A 17016-nucleotide genomic window follows, 5' to 3' on the forward strand; every position below is an offset into this window, starting at 1 on the left:
ATAATTCATATCTACGGACTGCTTTTGTATTTTTGCAAAGTTTATGAAAAGCATGTTGTCCGTTTTTTTTCTGGAACGTCCGGTTGAAGATCTCGATTGGGTGATTTATATTTTGTTGTTGACCATGACGATTATCGTAGTCGGTAGAATTTTATTTTCAAATAACTATGAGTCGCTTCGGAATATGGAAAATTTTCAGGAAGTCAATGATAATCAAGCACTTTTTGGTGTGATTTTCCAATTTTGTTTTGCGGTTTTGGCCGGTGCCATCATGATGGGGTATCTGGTGTCTGATTATGATTATATTTTTTATACCCCTGTTTTAAAGACGCTCGCCATTGCTGTATTGATTTTGGTATTTTATGGTGCGAGATCTGTTTTGGGAACCGTGGCTGCTTATGCATTTGGTATTAGCCACGACCGTAATTTTAACTTGAAAACCCTGAATTTTTTTCGTGCTTATTCTGTATTTGTGCTTTGGGGAGCGGTTTTGCTTTTTTATTTTACGGAAGTTCACAAACCATTAATACTGGGTGTGTTAGTCGCTGTACTTGTTATGATCAGAGTGCTAACCTATCGTTACATATTTAAAAATCAGCCCGAGAAACAAAGTAAAATTTGGTATTATAATATTTTGTATCTTTGCGCACTGGAAATATTGCCCCTTTTGGTCTTGTTCAAGTTTCTAAATATGTGGTAATTAAAACATGCAAATGAAAGTAAGATCTATCCTCGTTTCTCAACCTCAACCGACTACTGAATCCTCTCCTTATTTTGATTTAAGCAAGCGGAATAAAGTCAAAATAGATTTTCGCTCGTTTATCCAAGTTGAGGGAGTAGATGCTCGTGATGTAAGACAACAAAAAATTGATTTTTCAAAATATACTGCGGTTATTTTCACCAGCCGTAATGTGATTGACCATTATTTCAGGTTGGCAGAAGAGATGCGTTTTCAAGTTCCTGATGACATGAAATATTTTTGTCAGTCAGAAGCTATTGCTTTTTATTTGCAGAAATACATTGTTTATAGAAAAAGAAAAACCTATATAGGAGAGAAGGAAATAGAGGATTTGGCACCTTTCTTCAAAAAGCACAAAGACGAAAAATTCCTTTTACCATCTTCAGACGTTTTGAAACCGGATGTTCCTAAATTTTTGGACGAAATGGGTCTAAATTGGGAGAGAGGCATACTTTGTCGTACGGTTTCCAGCGACTTATCCGATTTGGGAGATGTGAAGTATGATATATTGGTTTTCTTTACCCCATCAGGAATTAAATCATTATTTGAAAATTTTCCGGGATTTGTTCAAGATCAAACCCGAATTGCCGTTTTCGGGAAAACCACGGTTCAAGCAGCCAAAGAAATGGGCCTGCGTATCGATATAGAGGTTCCTACACCCGAAACTCCATCCATGACCATGGCTTTGGAAAAGTACATGAAAGCGGTCAATAAGAAATAAAAGTATTAAATTAGGGGATTAATTACCATTTGGAAATGAAAAACCAATGGGTGATAAAGCCCGCCCCTAGCCCGGAAATAGTCCGACTTTTGATGGAGGAGGTAAAGCTCCCGCTTCCTCTTGCCATTATTTTGGCGCAAAGAGGTATAGATTCTTTTGAATCTGCACGGATTTTTTTTCGCCCTGAACTTTCTCATCTTCATGATCCATATCAAATTAAGGATATGGACAGGGCAGTGGACAGGGTCCTGCAAGCGGTTGAAAATCAAGAAAATATATTGGTATATGGTGATTATGATGTGGATGGAACCACCGCAGTTGCGCTGATGTATGGATTTCTCAAATCTTTTTATCCAAATGTTTCCTATTATATTCCTGACCGATATTCAGAAGGATATGGTATTTCCTTTCAGGGAATTGATTTTGCCGAAGACAATGGCTTTTCGCTCATCATTGCGCTGGATTGCGGTATAAAGGCCGTGGATAAAATTGAATATGCCAATGAAAAAAACATCGATTTTATCATTTGTGACCATCATTTACCCGGAGAAAAATTACCGGATGCTGTTGCAGTTCTGGATCCTAAACGTAACGACTGTAAGTATCCATTTAAAGAATTAAGCGGCTGTGGCGTCGGTTTTAAATTAATGCAGGCTTTGACAGAAAAACTTGAACACGACAATACCAATCTTGAAAAATACCTGGATTTATTAGTTGTCAGCATTGCTGCAGATATTGTTCCTATCATCGGAGAAAACAGGACGATGGCTTATTACGGAATGAAAAAAATCCAGGAATCACCGCGCCCCGGATTGAGGAGTTTGCTGGGAGAGAAGCATAAAGAAAAGCTTAATATTTCGAATATTGTATTTTCAATTGCTCCCAAAATCAATGCTACAGGACGACTGAAACACGCCTCTCAATCTGTAGAACTATTGATCGCAGAAGATGATGTGAAAATTTCTGACTTTGCTCTGGAAATCAATAATTTAAATGACGAAAGAAAAGAAACAGATAGTCAGGTGACTAGCGAAGCCATTGAAATGATTCACCGAAATGGAGAAGAAAATCGCTATACCACTGTTGTTTACGACCCGAATTGGCACAAGGGCGTCTTGGGAATTGTTGCATCTCGATTGATTGAAACTTTTTATCGGCCAACGCTTGTGCTCACTCAAGGAAACGATGGCGAAATTACTGGATCTGCCCGTTCTGTAAAGGATTTTGACATATATGAAGTTATCGATAGTTGTTCCGATTTGTTGACCAAATATGGCGGACATCGCTTTGCGGCCGGACTGACCATGCCGATTGAAAACTTCGAAACTTTCAAAGAGAGATTTGAAAACTTAGTCAAAGAGAAAATCCGCCCGATTCAGCGAAAACCTTCACTTGAAATCGATACGGAAATTAAATTCGCTCATATCACTCCCTTTTTCTTAAAAGTTTTAAATCAAATGGAACCTTTCGGACCGGAAAATATGACGCCTTTGTTTTTGACAAAAAATCTCATCGGCGGAGACATCAAAGAAATGGGTAAAAACGGAGAACACCTTCGCCTGACACTTGTCGATGGGAACATTCAGATGCAAGCCGTTGCTTTTAATATGGGCGAATTTTCAAAAGATTTTCAATACAGAAGATTTGATGTGGTATATTCGATTGAGGAAAACCATTGGAAAGGAAATTCCTATTTGCAACTGAATATACGAGATGTGAGGTTCAGGGATTAAAGGTCTGCTGCGCAATCAACAGGAGGAACAATTCTGGTTTCATGCGAAATTACCATTGAATCGATCTTATAATCATCCTTCGCAGAAATTATGATGTATTGTTTTGAAGTTGAAAAATTCCATAAATAACTTGACAATTCGTCTGATAAACAATCCCTTTTAGGGAACGAAAAAACCACTTGAAGGGAATCATTATAGGCATTCACAAAATTCATAGTGTTATTTTCGTAAATATTAAGTTTTCTTAATTTTTCTAAAGTTTTCCCATCTATTTCATTTTTTATATCCAAAATATCCGACCCACGAGTTAAAATTGTATGATTTAAAGCTAGAGAACTGTAATCAACTTCTGCCTTTGAAAAGTAAATGTTTCTGAAATCGTTTCTTTGGTCAGAAATCACAACTTTTTTAGTGGAACAACTTTCTATTAAGATGATTGATATAATAAATGCAATTCGATAAGTCATAACTTATTTTCAAATATTAAAACCCTCCACCACCAAAACCATTTCGCCTTTGAGGTTTCTTTCTTCCGAAATTTTATGCAATTCTTCCAGCGTTCCGCGAAGTGTTTCTTCAAACTTTTTGGTGATTTCCCTTGACAAACTTGCTTTTCTTTCTGCACCAAAAAATTCTGCCAAATCCTTTAAAGTTCGAGTAATTTTATGTGGAGATTCATAAAAAATCAAGGTTCTTTTTTCTTCTTTTAATTCGTTGAGTTTGGTTTGGCGGCCTTTTTTTACCGGGAGAAATCCGACAAAAACAAATTCATTTGAAATCAAACCCGAAACCGTCAAAGCCGGAACGAAAGCTGTTGCGCCGGGAAGCGCCATCACTTCAATTTCGTTTTCCACACAGGCTTTTGCCAATAAATAACCAGGATCGGAAATGCCGGGTGAACCGGCATCGGTAATCAGCGAAAAAGTTTTTCCTTCTTGTAGCTGCCGGATAATTTCTTCTGTCACTTTGTGTTCGTTGTGCGCATGATAGCTGCGCATGGGTGTGGAAATTTCGTAATGTTTCAATAAGATTCCGCTGTTCCGGGTGTCTTCCGCCAAAATCAAATCCGATTCCTTCAAGGTTTCAATCGCCCGAAAGGTCATATCCTTCAAATTTCCAATAGGTGTGGGTACCAAAAATAGTTTTCCTGCCATTGAGCGAATTTAGGGATTTTCAGTTAGCCAAATATTTTGTAGGTAAGAATTACATTTGAACTTAGTAATATTTAAATTATAATTATTTCTACCTTAGAACTTTAATTTCAACACATGAAACAATTTTATCTCGGAATTCTGTTTTCCTTTTTCGCTTTCGGCACTCAAATATCGGCACAGGAAATTCTTCCCAAAGGACTAACGCCACAAGAGCAAAGTCTGATTTCAAGTTATCAGTTTAGCGGAACAAATCTTACGCCACCTCCTTCTCAGCCTGTCCGGACTGCAGCACAATGGGAAGAAGTAGAATATCTTGTATTGGGCTGGTCGTCCGGATATCAGGATATTCAAAGACAAATCGTTGCAGCGGCGGTTGACGAATGCAAAGTGCTGATTGCCACTACAAATCAGGTAGCAGTGGAAAATTATTTAAGTTCAAATGGAATTGATCTGACCAATGTGGAATTTATAAACGCGCCAAAGAACAGTATCTGGATACGCGATTATGCCGGAAATACGGTTTATACCAATGATGTGGGCGAACTTGCTTTGGTAGATTGGATTTACAACCGTCCGCGACCTTTGGATAATGTAATTCCAACTTATCATGCGGATTATTTGGATATTCCACTTTATGTGACCGATACTGCTCCGGCCGATTTGGTCAATACAGGCGGTAATTTCATGTCGGACGGAATGGGAAATGCTTTTGCTTCAAAACTGATTCTGACGGAAAATCAGGCAGGAAATCCTTATGGCGTAAGTGCTAAAACCGAAGCACAGATAGATCAGATTATGCAGGATTATATGGGAATTCAGTCGTATCGGAAAATGGAAGTGCTGCCTTATGACGGAATTCATCACATTGATATGCACATGAAATTATTGGACGAAGAAACAATTCTGGTAAGCGAATATCCCGATGGCGTGGCAGACGGGCCTCAGATCATAGAAAACATCAATTATATCACCAGTACTTTTCAAACGCCATTTGGGAATGATTATGAAATCAAATGGATTCCGGCTCCGCCCAGTACATCGGGTCAGTATCCGCACAATGGCGGTGCTTATCGAACTTATACCAATGCGCTAATCGTCAATAAAACAATACTTGTACCTACTTATCGTCCCGAAGTGGATGGCGAGGCTTTGCAAATTTGGCAGGAAGCCATGCCCGGATACCGAATTGTGGGAATTGACGTGGACAATCCTTCGGAGCCTTTGATTAACGGTGGTGGTGCGATTCACTGCATTACGCATACGATTGGCGTGACCGATCCGCTTTGGATTTTGCATGAAAAATTGAGAAATGTTTCCACGACTACCGGAATTCCGGTGGAAGCGCAAATCAAACATATTTCGGGAGTAGCGCAGGCCAAAGTTTTCTGGAGACAATCTGACGAAACAACCTTTCAGGAAGTTTCCATGACGAATGTTTCGGAGGATAATTGGTTGGCTGAACTGACGGTTCCGGCTGATTCGGAAGAAATTGATTATTACATCTGGGCAGAAGCGAATTCCGGAAAATCCATTGCACGTCCCATGCCTGCACCCGAAGGTTTCTGGACTTTCAATGTATTACAAATGTCCACTGACGAATGGGCAACACACAGCATCAGAGGGCCTTATCCAAATCCTGCAAAAGACAAAGTATATTTTGATTTGAATGATATTTCAGGGAAATTAAACCTGAGAATTCATTCGGTTTTGGGTGAGAAATTATTTGAAAATCAACTGGAAAATCCGGATGGAAAAATTACATTGGACTTAAATCCTTCCTGGAAAGGCGTTTATCTGGTTAGTTTTGAAGGGGCATTTGGGAAAATAACGAGGAAACTGGTGGTGAAGTAGGTTTATTCTTGTAAAACATGAAATACTTATTATTAATTCTTTTCTGTTTTTCTTTTTCAATAGCATTTTCTCAGATTATTGAAGACTTAAAAACTAATAAACAAACTGCTCAATTTTTATCAAAATATATTGATAAAAAATATACATTCAAATATGTTTTCAATAAGGAGAAAGAGGTCGACAATGAAGATTTTAATGAATATGTGAAAAAAAATGATTTAGACAATAATGGATTTATTGATCTTGTTGTTGATGGTTATTCCTCTTTAATTTTAGTATTGAATAATGGAAATAATAATTTTAAAGAATTGAAATTAAACAAAATTCTGCAATATGATTTTGAACCCATATTAGACAAAATTTATAAATACCAAGATGATGTTGTATTAGTTGTGAAATCGGAAGACTATTTAAATGATACATTTAAACTTGATAGCTTGACTTTTAAATATGGACAACTTGTTTCGTATAAAAGGAATAAGCCAAAGAATTTAAATCAAATAAATCAAATTAAATTTTCAACGAATGGTTGTTTTGGAAATTGTCCAATATTTGAAATTACTATAAAATCCGATTATTCATTTGAGTATATTGGTATTAAATATACCCAAGTTAAAGGAAAGAAAATAGGAAAAATAAGTTCAACTTATTACAATGAATTGGTTGGTCTATTATATTATTCAGATATAATGAATTTAAAAGATTTCTATTCTGTGAATTGGACTGACGACCAAACAGGAACATTAGCTATTCAATTTGAAAATGAAGAAATTAAACAAATTTCAGATTATGGACTAAGAGGAAATATTGACTTAAAAGCAATTTACAATAAACTGAATGATATATTAAATCACATTCAATAAAAACTTATTTAACCTTCACCGACAATTCCAACATCTTATTAATTGATTTCAAGGCTTTTACCCTTAATTCCTCTTCGATATGGATTTCAGGTAATTCATATTTCATACAGAGATACAACTTCTCCATCGTGTTTCTTTTCATGTAAAAACATTCGCTGCAATTACAAGATTCATCCTGTGTCAATGCCGGAATCAGTTTTTTATGGGGTGCTAATTTCCGCATTTCGTGGATGATTCCTTCTTCCGTAGCTATGATGAATTCCTGTGATTCATCGTTTTGAACATAATCCAATAATCTCGAAGTTGAACCGATAAAATCTGCAACTTGCAAAACCGGTTCTTCTGATTCGGGATGGGCAATCAGTTTGGCATTTGGATTTTCTGCCATTTGCTGTGCAATTCTTTCCAAGGAAAAAGCTTCGTGCACCATACAGGCACCGTCCCAGAGAATCATTTTTCTTCCCGTAACCTGGTTCAGATATCGGCCTAAATTTTTATCGGGTGCAAAGATGATTTTCTGTTCAGGAGGCAAAGAATTGATGATGGTTTCCGCATTGGAAGAAGTCACAATGATGTCGCTTTCAGCCTTCACACCTGCATCACAATTGATATAACTTACCACGATGGATCCGGGATGTTGCTCACGCAAAGCACGTAAACCTTCGCCTGTACAAGAGTCGGCAAGCGAGCAACCCGCTAGCATATCGGGCAGAACCACTTTTTTGGTCGGATTCAGAATTTTGGCTGCTTCCGCCATGAAGTGAACGCCACAGAAAACAATCATATCGGCATCCGTATCGGCAGCAGCACGCGCCAATTGTAAACTATCGCCCAAAAAATCCGCAATGTCCTGAATGTCGCCGGTTTGATAATAATGCGCCAGAATGATGGCATTTTTCTCTTTGCGCATTTTATTGATCTCAGCTACCAAGTCAATTCCAGCTGGGATTTCCATGTTGAGGTAACCTTTGATAGGTAATGTTTGTGTTGCTTGTTCGATTGTTTGCATTTTTAATATAGTCAGTTTAGTTATAAAAATTGGGCAATCTCATTGTGATTGTTTGTGATATAAGTAATTAAGAATTCATTGTTTTGGTTCTCAAAAAAAAACATACCATGTTGTGTTATGATTTGCTTTATAAAATATATATTTTGAACCAAAATTTCTTAATGCAAAAGGAGTAAAGCGATACGGAAAAGTAGAAATATGTTTTTCAACAAAGTCAATTAAGCCGTCTTTGTACTTTATTGCATCTTCAAGAAAGCCAAAATATTCTTTTATATACAAATCAAAAACCAAATTATTAATGAAGGTTTCGACTTCTGGTTTGTAATATATTATTGTTTTTTCCAATCTAAACTTTCAAGAAACTCTGTTGTACGTTTTTTTAATTCTACTCCAGAGATTGCATTTTGAATTTCTTGATCAAATTCGATGGGCGTTTCTTCGCTGAACCTTTCCAATTGATCCAATATTTCTTCATCTTTTATGGAGTCAATCCAATGGATGATTTTTTTCTTCTTGGTTAATAAATCCATAATTTTATATTTACTCTAATCAAAGTTAAGGATTTTGATTGACTTAAAAGATCCCCAATTTCTTTTTAAGATCCTTGCTCAACGCATCTTTATGAACCCAAAACGCGATGGATTTCATCCGCATAAAAGCAGCCGACATATAAACATCTCCGCCATTTGCAAGTTCGCTTCCCCAGGAGTTTTTCACATCGTAATACTGATTTCCGAGCTGATCTTTCAGCATTCCGGTTATGTGCATCAGATGATCATCAACCGTTGTGAAATTTTCAAAATTCTTTTGTCTCTCTTCAGGCGTCGCCCATTTTTCGGGCAAGATAGATTTGAAATAATCTTCTTTTTTTCCTTCCGATGGCAAAATCGCCATTCCCTGTTTGGCACTGAAAGTTGATTCGCTCACATCTGAACTGAACGATAGCGTGAATCCCTTTGTCAATGCATCATTCATCAACTGCATATATTCGTCCAAAGGCAAATTATAAAAAGATCCGTTTGAAAAATTATCGGGAATACTCAAAACGAAACTTTTGTAATAAGGAACATTTGTAAAAGATGAAATCGCTACATAATCATCAGGATTGATTTTCAGGTAATTGGCAAATTCTATTGGGGTGAATTGTTTTCCTTCAAATTGAAAAGTTTTGGGTTCTTTACCCATGTATTCTTCCAAAATTCCATCAAATTCTGCCTGCCAGTTATCGTTTAAATAGGCTTTTTTATGTTTGACTAAATTTTCCACAAAACCGGTTAGCTTTGCCACCATTACCGAGTGGTCATGTTTTTCCGCATCGTCCACGATTCCGGTATAAAATTCATGCGGAACAATTCCGTCGGTTCTGACAGCATTGAGTACATCGTGTCCCAATCCGCCTTCACTGAACTGGGCTTTTCCCTGGCGGTAAACGTAATTATAAGCCTTGGCCGGATACGTGTTTTTGACAATGTACATTTCGGACAAATCCACGTGTTTTCCGGTAATTCTTTTCACTTCAGATTCCAAAAAGGAAACTGTCGAAAAACTCCAACAAGTACCTGTTTGGCCTTGACTTAGGACTTCAGTATGATCATTGTTTACGATATGGGTAAACTGGTATTCTCCGATTTTCTGTCCGAATGAAAGTACGGAGCCCAGAAAAACAGACATTATTAAAAATTTCTTCATCGATTAAATGTGTTTGTGAATAAGTATAACGAAAGTCATGAGTGATTTCGGATGGTAAACTTACGAAATCTTTTAACTTTGCTCAAACCTTTTAGAAATGCAGCAACGCGAAGATTTTTTACTCAAAGCTTACGAATTAGGAATCATTAAATTTGGGAATTTCACCCTGAAAAGCGGGATAGAATCGCCTTTTTATGTGGATTTACGTCCGCTTTCATCCAGTCCTCAATTGTTAAAAACTCTGTCCAACAACCTCTTGGAATTAGTCGAGAATTCTCCTTTTGAACTAATCTGTGGGGTTCCTTATGCCGCATTGCCGATGGGAACGACCATGAGCTTGGCAAGTGGAATTCCGCTTATCATCAAACGGAAAGAAAACAAAGGTTATGGAACCAAACGAATGGTAGAAGGTGTTTACCATGACGGACAAAACTGTTTGTTGGTAGAAGACGTGATCACAAGCGGACAAAGTCTTTTGGAGACCATCGACGAAATCGAGCGCGAAGGTCTGAAAGTAACTGATATCGTTGTCGTTCTCGACCGTGAACAAGGCGGAATTCAGAAATTGAAAGCCAAAGGTTATACGGTTCATACGCTTTTTACGATTAACGAAGCCATCGATATTTTGCATCGTTACCATCGTTTGGACGATGCCGATTTGGCAAGAATTAAAAACTTTCTGAACAATCCGCCTGCACCACCTGAAATCAAAAGAGTTCCACTCGAACAAAAAAACATCAACCATCCGGTGGGGAAAAGACTGATTGAAATTGCCTTGAAGAAAAAATCCAATCTGATTGCATCTGCCGATGTGATTAGTTCAGCCGAATTGATTCGTCTGGCAGAAGAAGTGGGCGACTATATCGTGGCATTGAAACTTCATACCGATATCATCAAGGATTTCAGTTTTGATTTGATTGATAAACTGAAACAAATCGCAAGGGAAAAGGAATTTTTATTGTTCGAAGACCGGAAATTTGCCGACATCGGAAATACGCAGGAATTGCAGTTCAAAGAAGGAATTTACAAAATCGGAAGTTGGGCCGATATGATAACTTCGCATGTGATTGCAGGTGAGGAAAGCCTGAAAGTATTTGAAAATCTGGGCGTTGTGGCCATTGTGGAAATGTCGTCCAAAGGCACGCTGACCGATGATTATTACATTACCAAAGCGCTCAACGTAGCCGAAAATGCTCCGAATGTAATGGGCGCAGTGGCACAAAGAAAGATTTCGGATGATTTATTGCTTTTCACGCCGGGCGTAAACATCAGTTCGTCGGCCGATGGAAAAGGGCAACAGTACAATACGCCGGAAAGGGTTTGTAAAAATTATCACACCGATTTTATGATTGTGGGTCGTGGAATTTATCAGTCCGCCAATGCCGCCGAATCAGCAAAAGAATACCAAACCAAAGGCTGGCAGGCCTATCTGGAAAGTTTGAATTAAATTTAACAATAAACGTATCGATCCTGTCGGGCTTTTCAAAGCCTGACAGGATTTTTATTTATAATTTAGCGAAATGGAGCGAATCATCTTGGGGATTGACCCCGGAACAACGGTAATGGGTTTTGGATTGATCAAAGTCGAAAAGAAAAAAATGCAGTTTCTTTTGCTGGACGAACTTTTGCTCCACAAATATGACTCACACGAATTAAAACTCAAGAAAATCTTTGAGAAAACACTTTCGATTATCGATACGTATCATCCGGACGAACTGGCCATTGAAGCGCCTTTTTTCGGGAAAAATGTGCAGTCCATGCTCAAACTGGGTCGGGCGCAAGGTGTTGCCATGGCCGCCGGACTTTATCGGGAAGTACCGATAACGGAATATTCTCCAAAAAAAATAAAACAATCCATCACCGGAAACGGAAATGCTTCCAAAGAACAAGTGGCGGGAATGTTGCAGAATCTTTTAGGACTAAAAGAATTACCCAAACGACTCGACTCCACCGACGGACTTGCCGCGGCGGTTTGTCATTTTTTCAACAGCGGAAATGAAGTTCAGACCAAATCCTTTAGCGGTTGGGACGCATTTCTCAAAGCCAATCCGGGACGGAAAGTTTAATCCGATTTATTTTCACTTTTCTTTTCCTTGGAATTATTGGTCATTTTATCACCCTGCCTGATTTGTTCTTCCCTTTTTCGACTGTCGAGGTTGTCTTTATTTTCGGGGCGTTTCAGAATTCTTTTTTCTCGTTGTGTGGGCGCATTTTGATTTTGTCTTTCCGGTTTCATAACAATTGATTTTAAATTAAACCTAATTCCTAAGGCACTAAATTGATACCAAAGGATTGTTTTTTATGTTAAATCAGAATTTTTTGGTTTTATTTTAACAGATTGATTTTGAAATGATTATCTGAATTTAAATTTAGCTCTACAATAAAATTCCGAGAGATTTTTCAAAATTTTGTATGTTTACGCCAAACGAAATTATAATGAAGAAAACCCTTTTGTTTTTAGCTTTTCAATTGTTCTTTCTGACGGCATTTGGACAAAATCTGGAGTATTGGCAACAAAGAGCCGATTATGAAATGGAGATTGATGTGGATGACTCAAAATTTCAGTACGATGGGAAAATGAAATTGACGTATGCCAATCATTCGCCCGACGAATTGAAGAAAGTTTATTTTCATTTGTATTACAATGCCTTTCAACCGGGAAGCGCCATGGATCATCGTTTGCGAAACATCAAAGATCCTGATTCCCGAATGGTCCTTAAAGATGAAAGCGGTAAAATTCAAAGCCGTATTGAAATTTTATCAGAAGAAAACATCGGATTTCAGAAAATTAATTCCATCAAACAAAACGGAAAAAGCCTGAATTATAATATCAGCGGAACGATCATGGAAGTAAGTCTGGCCGAAGGATTGAAACCCGGACAAAAGGCGGTTTTTGAGTTGGACTGGAAAGCACAAGTGCCGGAAATCATTCGCCGCGGCGGTAAAAACACTAAAGAAGGCGTGGATTTTTCTATGACGCAATGGTACCCCAAAATGGCACATTACGACCGATTTGGTTGGCATTTGGATGAATACATCGGAAGAGAATTTGTAGCGCCCTTTGGGAATTTCGATGTGAAAATTAATATTCAGAAAGATTATATCATCGGGGCTTCAGGGAAACTTCAAAATCCGAACGAAGTGAAAGGATATGTTGCGGGCGCAAAGGTGAAAGCAACCAAAGGAAAGGCTACCTGGCATTTCATTGCGGAAAATATTCATGATTTTGCTTGGGCGGCCGATAAAGAATTTGTGGTGAACAAACAGCGAATTGCAAATGGACCTGAAGTTTATTTCGTACGAAAGAATGATGAGTCCATTGCGGAGAATTGGAAAAATGCAGAAATCCCGACTTTGAAATTCATTGAATACATGAGCAAACATTTTGGAAAATATCCGTGGAGCACTTATACGATTGTTCAAGGTGGTGACGGCGGAATGGAATACGGTACGGTTACACTGATTACCGGAAAAAGAAGTTTTGAAAGTTTAGTCGGAGTGATTTACCACGAAATAGCGCATTCTTGGTTCCAACATATGTTTGCGATTAATGAAACTGTGGACGAATGGATGGATGAAGGTTTTACTTCTTATGCGGAAAACTTGGCATATTTGGAGATTTTCAACAAGAAAAGAGAGCCTAATCCCAATATGGCAGCTTATGAGTCTTATTTCAATCTCGCCAAATCGGGCGTGGAAGAACCGATGAGTTTGCTGGCGGATTATTACGATTACAATTATGCTTATGGCGTTCAGGCCTACAACAAAGGACAGGTTTATGTCATTCAATTGGGCTACATCATCGGGGAAGAAAACCTGAAAAAAACCTTTTTGAAATTTTATGAAGACTGGAAATTTAAACATCCGACTCCACAAGATTTCAGAAGAACGGCTGAAAAGGTTTCGGGCTTGAATTTGAAATGGTATGAAAACCTTTTTGTGAATACGACACGAGTGATTGATTATTCGGTTCAGGGCGTTGTTGATAATGAAATTCAGTTGAAAAATCTGAGTAATTTCCCAATGCCGATTGATCTTTTGGTGGAATATGCCGATGGATCCAAAGAATTATTTTACATCCCAAATCTGGAGCTGAGAGGAGAGAAGCCTGCCGAAGATTTTGAGTGGTATAATGATGCGAAACGAACCATTTTGGAGCCTTGGAAATGGTCGGCACCGGATTATTCGGTAAAAGTTACCAAAGAAGTTAAAAAAGTAATCATCGATCCGACTTTGCGTCTGGCTGACATTGATTATTCCAATAATATTTACAACAAATAAATGCTTTTAGCAGTCAACATCGGGAATTCCAACACACGTTTTGGGGTTTTCAAATCGGAAGAAGAAATCATTTCCTGGACGATCAACACCAAACCTTATCGGACGGAAGACGAGTGCTATGCGAAATTCAAAGGAATGTACGGTCCGTTTGGATTCAGCAAGGAAGACATCACGCAGATTGTGGTAGGTTCGGTGGTTCCGCCGATGACCCATTCGGTGGTGAATTCCCTCAAAAGAATTCACAGCATTGAACCCAAAGTAGTGGATCGGAATACGCCCTCGGGTGTAAAACACAAATCCAAACAAATGGGGACCGATCTTTATGCCAATGCGGTGGCGGCGCATGAATTGTATCCGGGAAAGAAAATCGTGATTGATTTCGGTACGGCGTTGACGTTTACGGGGATTGATGAAAATGGCCAAACATTGGGTGTAGTCATTGCGCCGGGTATTAAAACCGCTTTGAAGTCTTTGATTGATGAAACCGCACAATTGCCAGAAATTGAATTGAAAGCACCGGAAAAAGTCTTGGGCTTTGACACGGAAAGCTGTATGCAGAGTGGAATGGTGTATGGATTTACGAGTTTTGTGGAAGGAATGATTGACCGAATTAACCGGGAAGTAAACGATCAATGTTTCGTGGTGGCTACAGGCGGAATGAGCGCTGTCTATGCCCCGCTGACCGATAAAATCGACCAACAGGATGTATTGCACACTTTAAAAGGACTTGGATTTCTGGCGAAAGAAAAAAAACCGACTGAGTAGAAACTGCAGCCGGTCATTTACAAATTCAAATTTAAATTAGAGTTTCTCAAAAGTAAGCAGATCAATACTGCCATCTCCACCACTCACATGTCTGAGTTCGATTTTTGAAGGATTTTTGGCAATAATATTCCAGTCTTCGGAGATTTCCTCAAAAGGTCCGTCTTCGTCCGGAAATTGAATGTTTAATTTATTATTGCTGTCGTCACCGCCATTGTTCCAATTTCCCGTTTTGGTGGTAGAACCATTGGTTGCGACTACTACGCCGTCTGTTCCGAAATCAAAAGAATATCCGTTAAAATGGGAAGTCTGATTGGAATTGTCTTCCTGAAAAAGTGTCACTTTCCAGTTTCCGTTCACCACAACTTCTGTCGTTCCGTTTCCGTTGTCATCATCGTCATGATGGCTGTCGTCATCATCACTACCGAAGCAAGAGCTCACTGAAAAGCTCAAAATTAAGCTCATCAGTAAAATTGAAAATGTTTTCATCTGTGATTGATTTCTTATATAACGGAAAAATTATATACCTTATTTTTGTATAAAATAAAAACTATGAAAAAAATTTTAACTTTTACAATTCTAACTGCCTTTTTGGCAATGGGTTGTGAGTCCAAAAAAGAAGAAGCCGTTGTGGAGCAACCCATAGAACTGATTGATGAGCATAATGCCCGAAATTCGTTGGATTATTTAGGAACTTACAAGGGTACGCTTCCTTGTGCGGATTGTGAAGGGATTGAAACTGAAATTGTTTTGAACGAGGATGAAACCTATGAAATCAAAACAAAATATTTAGGAAAGGATAGTCAGGTTTTTTCGGACTTAGGAAGTTATACCTGGAAAGAGGATGGAAATACTTTGGAATTTGAAAATACTGATTCAGAAATCACTTATTATTTCGTTTCGGAGAATCGACTCATTGCATTGGATCAAGAAGGAAACCGAATTACAGGTGATTTAGCTCAGTTTTATGAATTAAATAAACAGTGATAAATTAGTTTGGCACAGAGTTTGTAATTATACAAATCGGAATTTAGTAAAATAAATTGTCCTCATGTGTTAATTAAGGTAAAAGGCCCGTCCCTCAAACGGGCTTTTTTCTTTGTATAAACTTTGAAAATCCAATCGGATTTTAATTTTTAAGAATTGGCCATGAATTCCTCTGCTTTTTCCACCATATTTTTTGATCCGCAAAAGAAAGGAACGCGTTGATGAAGTTCAGTCGGCTGAATGTCCATCACCCTGTTAAATCCGTCAGAGGCTTTCCCACCTGCCTGTTCTGCCAGAAACGCCATTGGATTGCATTCATAAAGCAGACGAAGCTTCCCATTCGGGCTTTTGGTTCCGGATGGATAAATATAAATCCCTCCTTTGATTAAATTCCGGTGGAAATCCGCACAAAGTGAACCGATGTATCTTGAAGTATAAGGTCTGTCTTCTTCCACTTTCTGACAATATTTAATGTATTCTTTTACGCCTTGCGGAAACATGGCATAATTTCCTTCATTGACGCTGTAAATCTTTCCGTCTTTGGGAATTCTCATTTGAGGATGCGAAAGATAAAAAGTTCCGATGGAAGGGTTAAGCGTAAAGCCATTCACTCCATTTCCGGTGGTATAAATCAACATTGTCGAGCTCCCATACACCACATATCCGGCAGCTACTTGTTTGTTTCCGGGCTGAAGGAAATCTTCAAGCTGAACAGGTGTTCCCTCGGGAGTTACCCTTCTGTAAATCGAAAAGATAGTTCCAACTGAAACGTTTACATCAATATTGGAAGAGCCGTCGAGTGGATCGATCAGCACCACGTATTTACTTTTTTCAGAATTCTGATTGTTTTCGATTCGGATGAAATCATCATTTTCTTCTGAAGCGATACCGCACACAACTTCTCTCTGAGAAAGGGTTTTGATAAAGGCATCATTAGCAAAAACGTCTAGCTTTTGCTGTTCTTCGCCCTGAACATTTTCAGTTCCGAATTTTCCAAGAATGTCGACCAATCCAGCCTGATTTACTTTATGGTTTACGATTTTGGTTGCCAGTTTGATGGAACTCAGCAGTCGGGTTAATTCTCCCGATGAATATTGGAAATCTTTCTGGTTTTCAATGATAAACTCGCCTAAAGTCTGGCCTGCTTCTAAATTCATGCTTAAATGATTTTTTGGGTTTTACAAATATACATCAATAGATGGATTATCTTTGTTTATTAAATTTTCA

19 protein-coding genes are annotated in these 17016 nt (G+C 38.3%); 10 read left to right on the plus strand and 9 right to left on the minus strand.

Annotation, left to right across the window (positions count from 1 at the left end; translation table 11 throughout):
- Positions 1 to 52 precede the first annotated feature (52 nt).
- Genes WBF63_RS08285 through recJ form a run of 3 tightly spaced genes read left to right on the plus strand, consistent with a single transcriptional unit; the run spans position 53 to position 3193 of the window.
- Positions 53 to 700: a DUF4271 domain-containing protein gene (locus tag WBF63_RS08285; protein ID WP_424369241.1), complete on the plus strand. Its 648-nt coding sequence runs from the start codon at positions 53 to 55 to the stop codon at positions 698 to 700.
- Between the two features lie 13 nt (positions 701 to 713).
- Positions 714 to 1460: a uroporphyrinogen-III synthase gene (locus WBF63_RS08290; RefSeq protein ID WP_424369242.1), complete on the plus strand. Its 747-nt coding sequence runs from the start codon at positions 714 to 716 to the stop codon at positions 1458 to 1460.
- Positions 1461 to 1495: 35 nt separating this feature from the next.
- A complete protein-coding gene (recJ, locus tag WBF63_RS08295; RefSeq protein ID WP_424369243.1) occupies positions 1496 to 3193 on the plus strand; it encodes a single-stranded-DNA-specific exonuclease RecJ in 1698 nt (565 codons plus the stop codon).
- Here recJ and WBF63_RS08300 read toward each other — a convergent pair.
- Together WBF63_RS08300 and rsmI are read right to left on the minus strand one after the other, a co-directional pair.
- Positions 3190 to 3660: a hypothetical protein gene (locus tag WBF63_RS08300; protein WP_424369244.1), complete on the minus strand. Its 471-nt coding sequence runs from the start codon at positions 3658 to 3660 to the stop codon at positions 3190 to 3192. The genes recJ and WBF63_RS08300 overlap by 4 nt on opposite strands.
- Before the next feature lie 9 nt (positions 3661 to 3669).
- On the minus strand, positions 3670 to 4347 hold the full coding sequence (gene rsmI, locus WBF63_RS08305; protein WP_424369245.1) for a 16S rRNA (cytidine(1402)-2'-O)-methyltransferase: 678 nt from the start codon (positions 4345 to 4347) through the stop codon (positions 3670 to 3672).
- Between the two features lie 114 nt (positions 4348 to 4461).
- Here rsmI and WBF63_RS08310 point away from each other — a divergent pair, with 114 nt between their 5' ends.
- Together WBF63_RS08310 and WBF63_RS08315 are read left to right on the plus strand one after the other, a co-directional pair.
- Positions 4462 to 6198: an agmatine deiminase family protein gene (locus WBF63_RS08310; protein ID WP_424369246.1), complete on the plus strand. Its 1737-nt coding sequence runs from the start codon at positions 4462 to 4464 to the stop codon at positions 6196 to 6198.
- 17 nt (positions 6199 to 6215) lie between these two features.
- Complete coding sequence (locus WBF63_RS08315) at positions 6216 to 7061, plus strand: DUF6438 domain-containing protein (protein ID WP_424369247.1); 846 nt, start codon at positions 6216 to 6218, stop codon at positions 7059 to 7061.
- A gap of 4 nt (positions 7062 to 7065) precedes the next feature.
- On the opposite strand, the gene nadA is transcribed toward WBF63_RS08315, so the two are convergent.
- The 4 genes from nadA to WBF63_RS08335 form a co-directional block, all read right to left on the minus strand.
- Complete coding sequence (nadA, locus tag WBF63_RS08320; protein WP_424369248.1) at positions 7066 to 8070, minus strand: quinolinate synthase NadA; 1005 nt, start codon at positions 8068 to 8070, stop codon at positions 7066 to 7068.
- A gap of 90 nt (positions 8071 to 8160) precedes the next feature.
- Entirely contained in the window at positions 8161 to 8415 is a 255-nt protein-coding gene (locus WBF63_RS08325) for a hypothetical protein (protein WP_424369249.1), read from the minus strand.
- A complete protein-coding gene (locus tag WBF63_RS08330) occupies positions 8400 to 8600 on the minus strand; it encodes a hypothetical protein (RefSeq protein ID WP_424369250.1) in 201 nt (66 codons plus the stop codon). Before WBF63_RS08330 ends, WBF63_RS08325 begins: the two co-directional genes overlap by 16 nt.
- Positions 8601 to 8643: 43 nt before the next feature.
- The gene (locus tag WBF63_RS08335) at positions 8644 to 9741 is read right to left on the minus strand and encodes a C1 family peptidase (protein WP_424369251.1); all 1098 of its coding nucleotides are present in this window, start codon (positions 9739 to 9741) and stop codon (positions 8644 to 8646) included.
- A 115-nt stretch (positions 9742 to 9856) separates the two neighbouring features.
- On the opposite strand from WBF63_RS08335, the gene pyrF reads away from it, so the two are divergent.
- Positions 9857 to 11206, plus strand: a complete 1350-nt coding sequence (pyrF, locus tag WBF63_RS08340) for an orotidine-5'-phosphate decarboxylase (protein WP_424369252.1) — start codon at positions 9857 to 9859, stop codon at positions 11204 to 11206.
- 73 nt (positions 11207 to 11279) lie between these two features.
- Positions 11280 to 11825, plus strand: coding sequence for a crossover junction endodeoxyribonuclease RuvC (gene ruvC / locus WBF63_RS08345; protein WP_424369253.1), 546 nt, complete (start codon positions 11280 to 11282; stop codon positions 11823 to 11825).
- On the opposite strand, the gene WBF63_RS08350 is transcribed toward ruvC, so the two are convergent.
- Positions 11822 to 11995: a hypothetical protein gene (locus tag WBF63_RS08350; RefSeq protein WP_424369254.1), complete on the minus strand. Its 174-nt coding sequence runs from the start codon at positions 11993 to 11995 to the stop codon at positions 11822 to 11824. The two genes, ruvC and WBF63_RS08350, sit on opposite strands and share 4 nt — an antisense overlap.
- Before the next feature lie 200 nt (positions 11996 to 12195).
- Between WBF63_RS08350 and WBF63_RS08355 the strand changes: the two genes are divergently transcribed.
- Together WBF63_RS08355 and WBF63_RS08360 are read left to right on the plus strand one after the other, a co-directional pair.
- Complete coding sequence (locus WBF63_RS08355; RefSeq protein ID WP_424369255.1) at positions 12196 to 14040, plus strand: M1 family metallopeptidase; 1845 nt, start codon at positions 12196 to 12198, stop codon at positions 14038 to 14040.
- On the plus strand, positions 14041 to 14805 hold the full coding sequence (locus WBF63_RS08360) for a type III pantothenate kinase (RefSeq protein ID WP_424369256.1): 765 nt from the start codon (positions 14041 to 14043) through the stop codon (positions 14803 to 14805).
- Positions 14806 to 14841: 36 nt separating this feature from the next.
- On the opposite strand, the gene WBF63_RS08365 is transcribed toward WBF63_RS08360, so the two are convergent.
- Positions 14842 to 15291 (minus strand): hypothetical protein, encoded by a 450-nt coding sequence (locus WBF63_RS08365; protein ID WP_424369257.1) that lies wholly within the window; start codon positions 15289 to 15291, stop codon positions 14842 to 14844.
- 63 nt (positions 15292 to 15354) lie between these two features.
- Between WBF63_RS08365 and WBF63_RS08370 the strand changes: the two genes are divergently transcribed.
- On the plus strand, positions 15355 to 15789 hold the full coding sequence (locus WBF63_RS08370; RefSeq protein ID WP_424369258.1) for a copper resistance protein NlpE: 435 nt from the start codon (positions 15355 to 15357) through the stop codon (positions 15787 to 15789).
- Between the two features lie 149 nt (positions 15790 to 15938).
- Here the strand turns inward: WBF63_RS08370 and fbp are convergent, their stop codons facing one another.
- Entirely contained in the window at positions 15939 to 16946 is a 1008-nt protein-coding gene (fbp, locus tag WBF63_RS08375) for a class 1 fructose-bisphosphatase (RefSeq protein WP_424369259.1), read from the minus strand.
- Positions 16947 to 17016 lie beyond the last annotated feature (70 nt).

This window comes from Moheibacter sp. (assembly GCF_049672845.1).
Lineage (GTDB): Bacteria > Bacteroidota > Bacteroidia > Flavobacteriales > Weeksellaceae > Moheibacter.

Excerpts from the sequence above, each read along its gene's own strand:
- WBF63_RS08285 (WP_424369241.1), top strand. The coding sequence starts at position 53 with ATGTTGTCCGTTTTTTTTCTGGAACGTCCGGTTGAAGATCTCGATTGG.
- WBF63_RS08290 (WP_424369242.1), top strand. The coding sequence starts at position 714 with ATGAAAGTAAGATCTATCCTCGTTTCTCAACCTCAACCGACTACTGAA.
- recJ (WP_424369243.1), top strand. The coding sequence starts at position 1,496 with ATGAAAAACCAATGGGTGATAAAGCCCGCCCCTAGCCCGGAAATAGTC.
- WBF63_RS08300 (WP_424369244.1), bottom strand. The coding sequence starts at position 3,660 with ATGACTTATCGAATTGCATTTATTATATCAATCATCTTAATAGAAAGT.
- rsmI (WP_424369245.1), bottom strand. The coding sequence starts at position 4,347 with ATGGCAGGAAAACTATTTTTGGTACCCACACCTATTGGAAATTTGAAG.
- WBF63_RS08310 (WP_424369246.1), top strand. The coding sequence starts at position 4,462 with ATGAAACAATTTTATCTCGGAATTCTGTTTTCCTTTTTCGCTTTCGGC.
- WBF63_RS08315 (WP_424369247.1), top strand. The coding sequence starts at position 6,216 with ATGAAATACTTATTATTAATTCTTTTCTGTTTTTCTTTTTCAATAGCA.
- nadA (WP_424369248.1), bottom strand. The coding sequence starts at position 8,070 with ATGCAAACAATCGAACAAGCAACACAAACATTACCTATCAAAGGTTAC.
- WBF63_RS08330 (WP_424369250.1), bottom strand. The coding sequence starts at position 8,600 with ATGGATTTATTAACCAAGAAGAAAAAAATCATCCATTGGATTGACTCC.
- WBF63_RS08335 (WP_424369251.1), bottom strand. The coding sequence starts at position 9,741 with ATGTCTGTTTTTCTGGGCTCCGTACTTTCATTCGGACAGAAAATCGGA.
- pyrF (WP_424369252.1), top strand. The coding sequence starts at position 9,857 with ATGCAGCAACGCGAAGATTTTTTACTCAAAGCTTACGAATTAGGAATC.
- ruvC (WP_424369253.1), top strand. The coding sequence starts at position 11,280 with ATGGAGCGAATCATCTTGGGGATTGACCCCGGAACAACGGTAATGGGT.
- WBF63_RS08350 (WP_424369254.1), bottom strand. The coding sequence starts at position 11,995 with ATGAAACCGGAAAGACAAAATCAAAATGCGCCCACACAACGAGAAAAA.
- WBF63_RS08355 (WP_424369255.1), top strand. The coding sequence starts at position 12,196 with ATGAAGAAAACCCTTTTGTTTTTAGCTTTTCAATTGTTCTTTCTGACG.
- WBF63_RS08360 (WP_424369256.1), top strand. The coding sequence starts at position 14,041 with ATGCTTTTAGCAGTCAACATCGGGAATTCCAACACACGTTTTGGGGTT.
- WBF63_RS08365 (WP_424369257.1), bottom strand. The coding sequence starts at position 15,291 with ATGAAAACATTTTCAATTTTACTGATGAGCTTAATTTTGAGCTTTTCA.
- WBF63_RS08370 (WP_424369258.1), top strand. The coding sequence starts at position 15,355 with ATGAAAAAAATTTTAACTTTTACAATTCTAACTGCCTTTTTGGCAATG.
- fbp (WP_424369259.1), bottom strand. The coding sequence starts at position 16,946 with ATGAATTTAGAAGCAGGCCAGACTTTAGGCGAGTTTATCATTGAAAAC.